General features: G+C 72.4%; 9 protein-coding genes. 7 read left to right on the top strand and 2 right to left on the bottom strand.

Features of this window, described 5'->3' with window-relative positions; translation table 11 throughout:
• Window positions 1-6: 6 nt before the first annotated feature.
• Together E2B92_RS22220 and E2B92_RS22215 are read right to left on the bottom strand one after the other, a co-directional pair.
• Entirely contained in the window at window positions 7-996 is a 990-nt protein-coding gene (locus tag E2B92_RS22220) for a pentapeptide repeat-containing protein (protein ID WP_133087662.1), read from the bottom strand.
• Window positions 997-1,037: 41 nt separating this feature from the next.
• Window positions 1,038-2,750 (bottom strand): PucR family transcriptional regulator, encoded by a 1,713-nt coding sequence (locus tag E2B92_RS22215; protein ID WP_126889201.1) that lies wholly within the window; start codon window positions 2,748-2,750, stop codon window positions 1,038-1,040.
• A 356-nt stretch (window positions 2,751-3,106) separates the two neighbouring features.
• Here E2B92_RS22215 and E2B92_RS22205 point away from each other — a divergent pair, with 356 nt between their 5' ends.
• From E2B92_RS22205 to E2B92_RS22175, 7 genes are all read left to right on the top strand, one after another.
• Window positions 3,107-3,997 carry an FAD binding domain-containing protein gene (locus tag E2B92_RS22205; RefSeq protein ID WP_126889202.1) on the top strand — a complete coding sequence of 297 codons (891 nt, stop codon included), beginning with the start codon at window positions 3,107-3,109 and terminating at the stop codon, window positions 3,995-3,997.
• 2 nt (window positions 3,998-3,999) lie between these two features.
• Complete coding sequence (locus tag E2B92_RS22200; RefSeq protein ID WP_126889203.1) at window positions 4,000-4,605, top strand: (2Fe-2S)-binding protein; 606 nt, start codon at window positions 4,000-4,002, stop codon at window positions 4,603-4,605.
• 2 nt (window positions 4,606-4,607) lie between these two features.
• On the top strand, window positions 4,608-7,016 hold the full coding sequence (gene pucD, locus E2B92_RS22195; RefSeq protein WP_126889204.1) for a xanthine dehydrogenase subunit D: 2,409 nt from the start codon (window positions 4,608-4,610) through the stop codon (window positions 7,014-7,016).
• A 221-nt stretch (window positions 7,017-7,237) separates the two neighbouring features.
• Window positions 7,238-8,680, top strand: coding sequence for an NCS2 family permease (locus E2B92_RS22190; RefSeq protein WP_126889181.1), 1,443 nt, complete (start codon window positions 7,238-7,240; stop codon window positions 8,678-8,680).
• Window positions 8,681-8,718: 38 nt separating this feature from the next.
• The gene (locus E2B92_RS22185; RefSeq protein ID WP_126889180.1) at window positions 8,719-9,858 is read left to right on the top strand and encodes an XdhC family protein; all 1,140 of its coding nucleotides are present in this window, start codon (window positions 8,719-8,721) and stop codon (window positions 9,856-9,858) included.
• 111 nt (window positions 9,859-9,969) lie between these two features.
• Entirely contained in the window at window positions 9,970-11,193 is a 1,224-nt protein-coding gene (locus E2B92_RS22180) for a GNAT family N-acetyltransferase (protein ID WP_126889179.1), read from the top strand.
• Window positions 11,194-11,379: 186 nt separating this feature from the next.
• Window positions 11,380-12,480, top strand: coding sequence for a glutamate--cysteine ligase 2 (locus E2B92_RS22175; protein ID WP_126889178.1), 1,101 nt, complete (start codon window positions 11,380-11,382; stop codon window positions 12,478-12,480).
• Window positions 12,481-12,521 lie beyond the last annotated feature (41 nt).

Genomic DNA, 12,521 nt, shown 5'->3' with positions numbered 1-12,521 from the left:
CGACGGCTACGTGGCGCGACCGCCCCCGGCGGGCCCGGTCGTCAGGGGCTGGGCCCAGTGCGAAGGGCGGGTGAGCCGCCCGGGCACCACCGTCCGGGCATCGCCCACCGCGGCGTTGAGCTGGGGCTGGGTGAGGAACAGCGCGCCGGTCAGGTCGGCACCCCCGAGGCGGGCCCCGCGCAGGTCGGCGCCGAGGAGGTCGGCCCGGCGGAGGTCGGCACCGGTGAGGTCGGCACCGATGAGATAGGCACCCCTCAGGCTCGCGCCGTGCAGGTCCGCCCCCCTGAGCCGGGCCCCCATGAGGTCGGCCCCGCGCCGGTTCTTCTTCCGCCCCAGGGCGCCGGGGACGCCGGACCGCGCCAGCTCGCTGGTGCGCTGCAGCAGGTCACCGACGACCGCGCGGTGGGCGGCCACGTCCAGCGCGCCCAGCTCGTCGGGGGACAGGAGCGTGAGGCGCTCGGTCTCACCGAGGACGCGCCGCAGCTCGCCGTGCAGGGAACGGGCGGGCTTCACGGCCAGCGCCTCGGTCAGGTACCAGAGCAGTTCGTGGAGCTGGCGGACGACGGGGAACACGGCGAACATCCGCCTCCCCGCCTCCCGGTCCGCCCGCCAGTCGCGCCCGCCGAAGGTGACCTGCGAGACCTTCTGGCCGGCGCCGAAGCAGTCGTACACCGTGCAGCCGGAGTAGCCCTCGCCGCGCAGCCGTTCGTGGATGCCGCACCGGAAGTCGGCGGCGAGGTTGCCGCACGGCGTGCCGGCCGGCTTGTCCACGGGGAAGTCCGCCGAGGCCGAGAAGGGCAGCGCCACGCAGCACAGGCCGAAGCAGTTGGCGCAGTCGCCGCGCAGGGCGTCCGCCGGGGCGGTGCCTTCGCGGGCCGCCGGGGCGGCACCTTCGGGGGCGGGCGGGGTTGTTCCTCCCGAGGCCGCCGGGGCGGCACCTGCGGGGGCGGGCGGGGCATCCGGGGTGGCCGCCCGGGTGTCCGATCGTCCGGACATCACGTTCTGTGTCGCTCTCTGTCGGTGGTGGTGACGCCGGATCAGGACATCCGCAGCGCCAGGAAGAAGTCCAGCTTGTCCTCGAGCCGCGACAGGTCGCGCCCCGTGAGCTGTTCGATGCGGCCGACCCGGTACCGCAGCGTGTTCACGTGCAGGTGCAGCCTGCCGGCGCAGCGGGTCCAGGAACCGTCGCAGTCGAGGAAGGCCTCCAGGGTCGGGATCAGCTCCGCGCGGTGGCGCCGGTCGTAGTCGCGCAGCGGGTCCAGCAGCCGTGCAGTGAACGCCCGCCGCACGTCGTCCGGGACGAACGGCAGCAGCAGCACGTGCGAGGCCAGCTCGTGGTGGCCCGCGGCGCACACCCGCCCCGGCCGCGCCGCCGCCACGCGCCGGGCGTGCCGGGCCTCCTCCAGGGCGCCGCGCAGTCCCTCGGCCGAGTGCACGGCGGCGCTCACGCCCAGGGTGAGGCGCCCGTCGCCGTCCAGGCCCGCCGACAGGGGGCCGCGCACGGTGGCGAGCAGGGCGTCGGCGTGCAGTCCGCCACCGTCGACGGCCGGGCCCGCCTCGCCGTCCTCCTCCGTCTCGGACGGGGCGGGCACCGCGGGCAGCGGCACCAGGGCGATGGCCTCGTCCCCGGTGTGGGCCACCGCGATGCGGTCGGCCGAGTCGGGGCCCACCGTCGCGGGGTCGACCAGGATCTCCTCCAGCAGTGACTGGGCGACCGGCCCGGGCTCGATGCCCGGCGCGCCCGTGCCGCCCTCGCCCCACTCGACCCGGGCCACCACGACCTGCCAGTGCGGCGCGGTCCCGAGGCCCGGCAGCAGCACCGGCGCGGCCACCCGCAGCCGTGCGGCGATCTCGGCCGGGGCGGCACCCGTCTGGACGAGTTCCAGCACCTCCTGGGCCAGCCGGCGCCGTACCGTACGGGCCGCGTCCCGCCGGTCGCGCTCCACGGCGATGAGCTGGGTGACGCCCTGGAGCAGGTCCAGCCGGGCGGCCGGCCAGTCGCCGGCGTCAGCCTCGACGGCCAGCAGCCAGTCCGAGAGCACCGTCTCGCGCACGTCCCGGGAGGCGGGGGCGGCGCCGCGCCCCGTGTTACGGATCGGGAAGAGCGAGTACGTCGTTCCGCCCGCCACCGCCCGGTGCGGACCGCGCCGCCCGGTGCGCGTGGCGGACAGGTGCTCGCCGGCGAGCAGGGCGCCCGTCGCCGGGGGCAACGGTGTGCCGGCGCCCGCGATCTGACGTCCGGTCGGCGACAGCACATAGGCGCGAAGGTCCAGGTCGGAGCCGAGCAGGTCGAGGACGACCTCCGGACCGCCGCCCGCCGGGCCGGAGGTCATCAGCCTTCTGTGGCGATCGACGACAGCCGCGAGGTCACCCGCCCGCTCGCCCGACACCTGTCGAACAACATGCTCAGTGATCGTTGCGAACGCAACGGATTCGTTCACTGCGAACAGGGGGAGCCGGTGGCGCAAACACGCCTGAACCAGATCGTCGGGGATCGCGCCGAGTTCCGCCTCGCCGGCCGCCAGGCCCGCCACCCCGGCGCTCGCCAGGATGCGCACGAAGGGCTCGGAATCCGCCTCGTCCCGCCGCCAGGCGAGCCCGGTGAGCACCAGCTCGCCGCCGGAGAGGTACCTACTGGGATCCCTGAGGTCCGTGGTCATCACGCCGCGGACCGTGCGGTCCAGCTCGTCCTCGCCGCCGAGCAGCCGCAGCCCCAGCGCATCGGTTTCCAGCAGTGCGCGCAGCCGCATGTGATCGCCGCCGATCTGTCTCGTGGGTGTCTCGTTGTTGCCGGTGAGCCGTGGCCACCGTTTCCGGGGGGAAACGGAGAGGTTACTGCTCCTCGCCTTTCGTTCGAATCTACAAGACGGAGAGGGCGACCAGCCAACTCCTTCATGGTTTCGGTGACTGCACCGGGCGGAGCACCGCTGGGTGTACTTGGGCCACAACGCGTTAACAGCACATGAACGTGCAGACGAAAACGTGGGCCGGCCGTCCCCCGCGCCCCAGCGAACCAACTGATCACACGGAACCCGGACCACGTCGATCATCAGGATCACGGACCGCCGGGCCTCTGATCACCGGATCACGTAGAAGAGAGCCACTCATGGACTTCCTTCGCCCCGCAAGCTGGGAGGAGGCGCTCGCCGCGAAGGCCGAGCACCCCACGGCTGTGCCCATCGCGGGTGGCACCGATGTCATGGTCGAGATCAATTTCGACCACCGGCGGCCCGAGTACCTGCTGGACCTGAACCGCATCGAGCTGCTCAGCGAGTGGGAGGTCGGCGAGGAGAACGTCCGGCTGGGCGCCTCCGTCCCGTACACCCAGATCATGGAGCACCTGCGGGCCGAGCTGCCCGGCCTGGCGCTCGCCTCGCACACCGTGGCCTCGCCGCAGATCCGCAACCGCGGCGGTGTCGGCGGCAACCTGGGCACGGCGTCCCCGGCCGGCGACGCGCACCCCGCCCTGCTGGCGGCGGGTGCCGAGGTGGAGGTGGAGTCGGTGCGCGGCTCCCGCTTCATCCCGATCGACGAGTTCTACACGGGCGTGAAGCGCAACGCGCTCGCCCCGGACGAGCTCATCAAGACCGTCCACATCAAGAAGGCCGACGGGCCGCAGCAGTACTCCAAGGTGGGTACCCGCAACGCGATGGTGATCGCGGTGTGTGCGTTCGGTCTGGCGCTGCACCCCGAGAGCCGGACCGTGCGGACCGGTATCGGCTCGGCCGCCCCTACGCCCGTCCGGGCGAAGGAGGCCGAGGAGTTCCTGAACGCCGCGCTCGAGGAGGGCGGCTTCTGGGACAGCGGCAGGATCATCACTCCCTCGATCGCCAAGCAGTTCGCGGAGCTCGCCTCCGGGGCCTGCAACCCGATCGACGACGTCCGTGGCACGGCCAAGTACCGCCGTCACGCCGTCGGCATCATGGCCCGGCGCACGCTCGGCTGGACCTGGGAGCAGTACCGCGGCACCGGCCGCACCCTTGAAGGAGCTGCATAACCATGCGCGTGAATTTCACGGTCAACGGACGTCCGCAGGAAGCCGACGACGTCTGGGAGGGCGAGTCCCTCCTCTACGTACTGCGTGAGCGCCTGGGCCTGCCCGGTTCGAAGAACGCCTGCGAGCAGGGCGAGTGCGGCTCCTGCACGGTCCGCCTGGACGGCGTCCCGGTCTGCTCCTGCCTCGTGGCCGCCGGCCAGGTCGAGGGCCGCGAGGTCGTCACCGTCGAGGGTCTCGCCGACTACGCCAAGCAGCGTGCCGAGCACAGCGGCACGTGCGGCACCGGCGCGTGCGGCGGCGACGGCACCCCCCTCCAGGCCGCCCAGCAGTGGTCCGCCAAGGGAACCGACTCCCAGACCGGCGAGGGCACCGAGCTCTCCCCGATCCAGCAGGCCTTCATCGACGCGGGCGCCGTGCAGTGCGGCTTCTGCACCCCCGGCCTGCTCGTCGCGGCCGACGAGATGCTGGAGCGCAACCCCTCCCCGTCCGACGAGGACATCCGCGAGGCGCTCTCCGGCAACCTCTGCCGCTGCACCGGTTACGAGAAGATCCTGGACGCCGTCCGCCTCGCGGCCGCCCGCCAGGAGCGTCAGGGAGAGGCGGTCTGACCATGTCGCGAAACACCCGAGTCGCCGCCGCCCCGGCCGGCACTCCCACCAAGGTCACCCAGGGCTCCCAGACCAAGGGCGGCATCGGCGAGTCCACGCTCCGCCCCGACGGCACCCTCAAGGTCACCGGCGAGTTCGCGTACTCCTCGGACATGTGGCACGAGGACATGCTGTGGGGCCAGATCCTGCGCTCCCCGGTCGCCCACGCCGAGATCGTCTCCATCGACACCTCCGAGGCCCTCGCCCAGGCCGGCGTGTACGCCGTCCTGACCTATGACGACCTGCCCACCGAGGTCAAGAACTACGGCCTGGAGATCCAGGACACCCCGGTGCTCGCCCACGGCCGGGTACGCCACCACGGCGAGCCGGTCGCCCTGGTCGCCGCCGACCACCCGGAGACCGCCCGCCGCGCGGCCGCCAAGATCAAGGTCGAGTACAAGGAGCTCCCCGTCGTCACCGACGAGGCCTCCGCGATCGCCCCCGACGCGCCGCTGCTGCACCCGGGCCGCGACGACCACCACGCCGGCCACGTACCGCACCCGAACATCGTGCACCGCCAGCCGATCATCCGCGGCGACGTGGCGGCGGCCCGCGAGCGCGCCGACGTGATCGTCGAGGGCGAGTACACCTTCGGCATGCAGGACCAGGCATTCCTCGGCCCCGAGTCCGGCCTCGCCGTGCCCGGCGAGGACGGCGGCGTCGACCTGTACGTCGCCACCCAGTGGCTCCACTCCGACCTGCGCCAGATCGCGCCCGTCCTCGGCCTGCCCGAGGAGAAGGTCCGCATGACGCTCTCCGGCGTCGGCGGCGCCTTCGGCGGCCGCGAGGACCTGTCCATGCAGATCCACGCCTGCCTGCTGGCACTGCGCACCGGCAAGCCGGTCAAGATCGTCTACAACCGGTTCGAGTCCTTCTTCGGCCACGTCCACCGCCACCCGGCGAAGCTCTACTACGAGCACGGCGCCACCAAGGACGGCAAGCTCACGCACATGAAGTGCCGGATCGTGCTGGACGGCGGCGCCTACGCCTCCGCCTCCCCGGCCGTCGTCGGCAACGCCTCCTCGCTCTCCGTCGGCCCGTACGTCATCGACGACGTCGACATCGAGGCCGTCGCGCTCTACACCAACAACCCGCCCTGCGGCGCCATGCGCGGCTTCGGCGCGGTCCAGGCGTGCTTCGCGTACGAGGCCCAGATGGACAAGCTCGCGGCGAAGCTGGGCATGGACCCGGTCGAGTTCCGCCGGCTCAACGCCATGGAGCAGGGCACGCTCATGCCGACCGGGCAGCCGGTCGACTCGCCTGCCCCGGTGGCCGAACTGCTGCGCCGCATCAAGGCCCGCCCGCTGCCGCCGGAGCGCCAGTGGGAGACCACCGAGGGCGCCGACGTCCGCGCGCTGCCCGGCGGTCTGTCCAACACCACCCACGGCGAGGGCGTCGTCCGCGGTGTCGGCTACGCGGTCGGCATCAAGAACGTCGGCTTCTCCGAGGGCTTCGACGACTACTCCACGGCCAAGGTGCGCATGGAGGTCATCAACGGTGAGGCGGTCGCCACCGTCCACACCGCGATGGCCGAGGTCGGCCAGGGCGGCATCACCGTCCACGCCCAGATCGCCCGCACCGAGCTGGGCGTCACCCAGGTGACGATCAACCCGGCCGACACCCAGGTCGGCTCGGCCGGCTCCACCTCCGCCTCCCGCCAGACGTACGTCACCGGCGGCGCGGTCAAGAACTCCTGCGAGCTCGTCCGCGAGAAGGTGCTGGAGATCGGCCGCCGCAAGTTCGGCACGTACCACCCCGCGTGGGCCACCGCCGAGCTGATCCTGGAGGGCGGCAAGGTCGTCACCGACGGCGGCGAGGTCCTCGCCGACCTGGTGGACGTCCTGGAGAACGAGGTCGTCGAGATCGAGGCCGAGTGGCGCCACCGCCCCACCGAGGCCTTCGACCTCCGCACCGGCCAGGGCAACGGCCACGTCCAGTACTCGTTCGCCGCGCACCGCGCGGTCGTCGAGGTGGACACCGAGCTCGGCCTGGTCAAGGTCATCGAGCTGGCCTGCGCCCAGGACGTCGGCAAGGCCCTCAACCCGCTGTCCGTCGTCGGCCAGATCCAGGGTGGCACCACCCAGGGCCTGGGCGTGGCGGTCATGGAGGAGATCGTCGTCGACCCCAAGACCGCGAAGGTGCGGAACCCCTCCTTCACGGACTACCTGATCCCCACCATCCTCGACACCCCGACCATCCCGGTCGACGTGCTCGAGCTCGCCGACGACCACGCGCCCTACGGGCTGCGCGGCATCGGAGAGGCCCCGACCCTGTCGTCCACCCCGGCCGTCCTCGCGGCGATCCGGAACGCGACGGGCCTGGAGCTCAACAAGACGCCGGTACGCCCCGAGCACCTCACCGGCACCCTGTAGCCCTCCGGGCGGTGCGTGCCTCCCGGGAACGTCACACTTCCACCGCCCGCACCGCCCGGAGCATCCCCCCACCCCCCGCCCCCCACGCAGTACCGCAGTACCGCATCACCCCGTTCGTCTCGGGCCGTCCCCCGGGTCGTGCAGCCAACGCACCATCCCAAATCCCGCAGTCTTTGCCCCCGGGCATGCGGGTGCCCCTTTGAACCTTGGGAGTAGGCACCATGACCCAATCGTCAGTGGAGCCGAAGACCGTCGCCGAAGACGCGGGATCCGGTTCCCGTGTCCCCGCCGGACGGTCTTGGCTCGACCGGTACTTTCACATAACCCACAGAGGATCCACGGTCGCGCGCGAGGTGCGCGGCGGCATCACCACCTTCATGGCGATGGCGTACATCCTCTTGCTCAACCCGCTGCTCCTCGGCGGTCCGGACGCGGCCGGCGACAAGCTGAGCCAGCCCGCCCTGATCACCGCGACCGCCCTCGCGGCAGCGGTCACCACTCTGGCGATGGGTTTCATCGGCAAGGTCCCGCTCGCCCTCGCGGCGGGCCTGAGTGTCGCGGGCGTCATCTCCACCCAGGTGGCCCCGGAAATGACCTGGCCGCAGGCCATGGGCATGTGCGTCGTCTACGGCGCCGTGATCTGTCTGCTGGTCGTCACCGGTGTTCGTGAAGTCATCATGAACGCCATCCCGCTGGCGCTGAAGCACGGCATCACGATGGGCATCGGCCTTTTCATCGCGATGATCGGCTTCGTCAACGCGGGCTTCGTCGGCAAGAGCGAGGGCGGCGGTCCCGTCACCCTCGGTGTGGGCGGCTCGCTCACCGGCTGGCCGGTGCTGCTGTTCGCCATCACCCTGCTGCTGATCTTCATGCTCCAGGCCCGCAAGGTGCCCGGCGCCATCCTGCTCGGCATCGTGGTCGGCACGATCATCTCCGTCGTCGCCACCGCGACCGGCCTCATCAGTGAGGAGGAGTGGGGCGGCAAGGCGCCGATCCTGCACGGCAGCTTCGTCTCCATGCCGGACTTCTCGCTCTTCGGCGAGGTCGAGTTCGGCGGCTGGGAGCAGCTCGGCTACACCACCGTCGGCATGATCGTCTTCACCCTGGTGCTGGCGGGCTTCTTCGACGCCATGGCGACCATCATCGCCGTCGGCCAGGAGGCCAAGCTCGCCGACGCCCAGGGCCGCATGCCCGGTCTGAACAAGGCCCTGTTCATCGACGGTGCCGGCGGTGCCATCGGTGGCGCCGCGGGTGCCTCCGGCCAGACCGTCTTCATCGAGTCCGCCACGGGCGTCGGTGAGGGCGCGCGTACGGGGCTGTCGGCCTCGGTCACCGGTCTGTTCTTCGCCGCGTGTCTGTTCTTCACCCCGCTCACCCAGCTCGTGCCGGGCCAGGTCGCCTCCGCGGCCCTGGTCGTGATCGGAGCGATGATGCTCCAGAACGCCCGGCACGTGGACTGGACCGACTGGTCCGTCGCCGTCCCGGTCTTCCTGACCGTCGTGCTGATGCCGTTCACCTACACCATCACCACCGGTGTCGGCGCGGGTGTCATCGCGTACTGCGCCATCAAGGCGGCGCAGGGCAAGTGGCGGGAGCCCAGCATCCTCATGTGGGTGCTCTCCGCGGTGTTCGTCTTTTACTTCGCCACGGGTACCGCGCACTGACGGGACCCCCTCACACATCCGCCTGTAAGGAGGCCGACATGCTGGACATCGCCGAGGAACTGCACCGGTGGGTCGAGCAGGGACGTGACTTCGCCGTCGCCACCGTGGTGGCCGTCGGTGGCAGCGCGCCCCGTCAGCCGGGCGCCGCCCTCGCCGTGGACAGCGAGGGCACGGCGATCGGGTCGGTCTCCGGCGGATGTGTGGAGGGGGCCGTGTACGACCTGTGCCGGCAGGCGCTCCAGGACGGCGAGACCGTCCTGGAACGCTTCGGCTACAGCGACGAGGACGCCTTCGCGGTAGGCCTGACCTGCGGCGGAGTCATCGACATCCTCGTCACTCCGGTACGCGGCGGGGTCTACCCCGCCGCGCTCGGAGCCGCCGCCGGAGGGGAGGCGGCGGCTCTGGCCCGGATCACCGACGGCCCGGCCGGGCTGATGGGCCGCGCCCTCCTCGTCCACCCCGACGGCTCGTACGAGGGAAGCCTCGGCGGCCACCCCGAACTGGACCGGACGGCGGCGGGCGAGGCCGGTGCCATGCTCGACGCCGGCCGCACCGGCACCGTCACCATCGGCCAGGAGGGCTCGCGGTGCGGACAGCCGCTCACCCTGCTGGTCGAATCCAGCGTGCCGGCCCCCCGCATGATCGTCTTCGGCGCGATCGACTTCGCCTCCGCTCTGGTACGGGTGGGGAAGTTCCTCGGCTACCACGTCACCGTGTGCGACGCCCGCCCGGTCTTCGCCACACCCGTCCGCTTCCCCGAGGCGGACGAGATCGTCGTCGAGTGGCCGCACGAGTACCTGGCGCGCACCGAGGTGGACGCCCGCACGGTGCTGTGCGTCCTCACCCATGACGCCAAGTTCGACGTGCCCCTGCTCGAACTGGCCCTCAAGCTTCCCGTCGCGTACATCGGCGCGATGGGCTCCCGCCGCACCCACGAGGACCGCAACAAGCGCCTCCGCGAGGTCGGCGTCACCGACCTGGAACTGGCCCGGCTGCGTTCCCCGATCGGCCTCGACCTCGGTGCCCGCACACCGGAGGAGACCGCCCTGTCGATCGGCGCGGAGATCGTGGCCTCCCGGCGCGGCGGCAGCGGTGTCTCCCTCACGGGCGCCCACACCCCGATCCACCACGACGGCCCGGACGCCTCCCCGGCCGGACGCATCGGATCGGTGGCCTGAGCGCGGACGCCGGCCCTGTACGGGCGACCGGCCGACCGGGGGCAGGCCCCCGATCAAGGCGGCGGAAAACCCCCGTGACCTGCCCGTTATCCGGAGACTACAGTCCGGACCATGGACATCCGTGATGTGCCCGAGGCCCATGTGGACCGGGCCATGGAGCTCGTGTACCTGGTCTTCCACGACAATCCGGAGGAGGAGAAGCGCAAGCACCACCGCGAGCTGGTGCTCCAGTGCGAGCGCATCGGCGCGTACGACGGCGACACCCTGGTCGGGTTCGTCGCCGCCCACCGCTTCATCCTCTCCGTCCCCGGCGGCGATCTGCCCTGCCCGGGACTGACGTTCGTCTCCGTCGCGCCCACCCACCGCCGGCGCGGCGTGCTCTCCGCGATGATCGCCGAGCTGTTCCGGCGCGCGGCCCGGCAGGGCCGGCCGCTGGCCGCGCTGTGGGCGTCCGAGGACGCCATCTACGGCCGGTACGGCTTCGCCCCCGCCATGGAGTGCCTCAGCATCGAGATCGACTCCCGCCGCCCGCTCGCCCTGCGCATCGCGCCCGACGAGCGGCCGCTGCGGCTGGTCGCCCCGGCCGACGTCCCGGACGTCGTGGGTCCCTACTACGACGCCACGCGCGCCGTCCGTGCGGGCCGGATCGCCCGGGACGCCGAGCGCTGGAGCGGCGAGTGGCTGGTGGAGGAGGACGAGGAGGACGACGAGCTGTCCCCGCCCCGGATCGTCGTCCTCGGCGCCGAGGGCGAGCCGATCGCCGGGTACGCCGTGTACCGCACCAAGTCCGGTGACGACGACACGAACACACCCGGCGTGGTGCGCGTCGACGAGCTGGAGGCGGACGACGCCGCCGCAGCCGCCGCCCTGTGGCGGTACGCGGCCTCCATCGACCTCACCGGCACGGTCCGCGCCTGGGGCCGCCCGCTGGACGACCCGCTGGCGCTGTTCGCCGCCGACCGCGACCAGGTGCGGATCACGGGCCGGTTCCCGGGCCTGTGGGTCCGGCTGGTCGACGCCGCGGCGGCGCTCACCGGCCGCTCCTGGGCCGCGCCCGTCGACGTCGTGCTGGACGTCCGGGACGACCACGTGCCCGCCAACACCGGCCGCTTCCGGCTCACCGCCACCGAGGGCACCTGCTCCTACGAGCCGGTGGACGCCGCGCCCGACCTGAGCCTCGACGTCCGGGACCTCGCGGCCTGCTACCTGGGCGGCACGCGGGTCCGGCACCTGGTGCGCGCGGGCCTCGTGGTGGAGCACACCGAGGGCGCGGCGGCCCGGCTGGACGCGGCCCTGGCGACGGAACTGGAGCCGAACACCGGCGACGAGTTCTGAACCTGGGGACGGCCCCGCGAGCGGGGTACCCGGAGGGGTTCAAGCCGCGGGCGTCGGGAACTCGCCACATCCCCGACCCAGGCCCGACGGACCGGTGCGCGGAGCCTGCCGAGCCGGGATGATGGTGCGTCCCGCGCAGTCCTCAGGACCAGTCCCCGCTGGATGCGATCGGAAAGGTGGTTTCCGTTGCGCACTGTCGGAGTGGAGGAGGAACTCCTCCTGGTGGACCCGCGGACCGGCGAGCCACGCGCCCTGTCCACGGCCGTGCTGGCCATCGCGGCCAAGGAGAGCAGGGGCAGGGGCCACGCCTTCACCAAGGAGCTCCAGGGGCAGCAGCTCGAGTTCGCCACGCACCCCCGGAGCGGCATGCGCGAGCTGGCCGCCGAGATCGAACGCTGGCGCGCGGTGGCCGCCCGGCACGCCGGGGAGGCCGGGGCCGCGGTGGTGGCCCTCGCCACCTCGCCCCTGCCCGCCGGGCCGGCCCTCACCGAGGGCAAGCGCTACCGCTGGATACAGGAGCAGTTCGGCCTCACCGCCCTGGAACAGCTCACCTGCGGCTGCCACGTCCATGTGTCGGTCGAGTCCGACGAAGAGGGCGTCGGCGTCCTGGACCGGATACGGCCGTGGCTGTCCGTCCTGCTCGCGCTGAGCACCAACTCGCCCTTCTGGCAGGGCCACGACAGTGGCTACAACAGCTACCGCAGCCGGGTGTGGGGACGCTGGCCCTCGGCGGGCCCCGTGGAGGTCTTCGGCTCGGCACGCCGCTACCACCAGCAGGTGCGCGACCTGCTCGACACCGGCGTCCTGCACGACGAGGGGATGATCTACTTCGACGCCCGGCTGTCCCGCAAGTACCCCACCGTCGAGGTCCGCGCCGCCGACGTCTGCCTGGACGCGTCCACCACCGCCCTGCTCGCCACTCTGACCCGCGGCCTGGTGGACACCGCCGCCCGGGAGTGGCGCGAGGGCGAGCCCGTCGCCCGCCACGGCGTCGGCCTGCTGCGCGCCGCGGCCTGGCAGGCCGGCCGCTCCGGCGTGGACGACGTGCTGATCCACCCGCTGACCATGCGCCCCGCCCCGGCCGACCACGTCGTGTACGCGCTGCTCGGCCACATCGAGAAGGCCCTCGACGAGAACGGCGACCTCGAGTTCGCCCGCCAGGGCCTGGCCGAGCTGCTGCGCGACGGCAACGGGGCGCGCGTCCAGCGCCGCCTGCTGCACCGCACCGGCAGCCTCCGCGAGGTCGTCGCCGCCTGCGTACGCCGCACCCAGGAGGGCCCGCATTAGCCGCCGCTCCCGGGGGGTACCCGCTCACGCGGACGGAAGGG

The organism is Streptomyces sp. WAC05374 (assembly GCF_004353505.1).
Lineage (GTDB): Bacteria > Actinomycetota > Actinomycetes > Streptomycetales > Streptomycetaceae > Streptomyces.
This window is presented reverse-complemented; position numbering and strand designations above follow the sequence as displayed.

Coding starts and splice junctions, on each gene's coding strand:
- E2B92_RS22220 (WP_133087662.1), bottom strand. CDS start 996: ATGTCCGGACGATCGGACACCCGGGCGGCCACCCCGGATGCCCCGCCC.
- E2B92_RS22215 (WP_126889201.1), bottom strand. CDS start 2,750: ATGCGGCTGCGCGCACTGCTGGAAACCGATGCGCTGGGGCTGCGGCTG.
- E2B92_RS22205 (WP_126889202.1), top strand. CDS start 3,107: ATGGACTTCCTTCGCCCCGCAAGCTGGGAGGAGGCGCTCGCCGCGAAG.
- E2B92_RS22200 (WP_126889203.1), top strand. CDS start 4,000: ATGCGCGTGAATTTCACGGTCAACGGACGTCCGCAGGAAGCCGACGAC.
- pucD (WP_126889204.1), top strand. CDS start 4,608: ATGTCGCGAAACACCCGAGTCGCCGCCGCCCCGGCCGGCACTCCCACC.
- E2B92_RS22190 (WP_126889181.1), top strand. CDS start 7,238: ATGACCCAATCGTCAGTGGAGCCGAAGACCGTCGCCGAAGACGCGGGA.
- E2B92_RS22185 (WP_126889180.1), top strand. CDS start 8,719: ATGCTGGACATCGCCGAGGAACTGCACCGGTGGGTCGAGCAGGGACGT.
- E2B92_RS22180 (WP_126889179.1), top strand. CDS start 9,970: ATGGACATCCGTGATGTGCCCGAGGCCCATGTGGACCGGGCCATGGAG.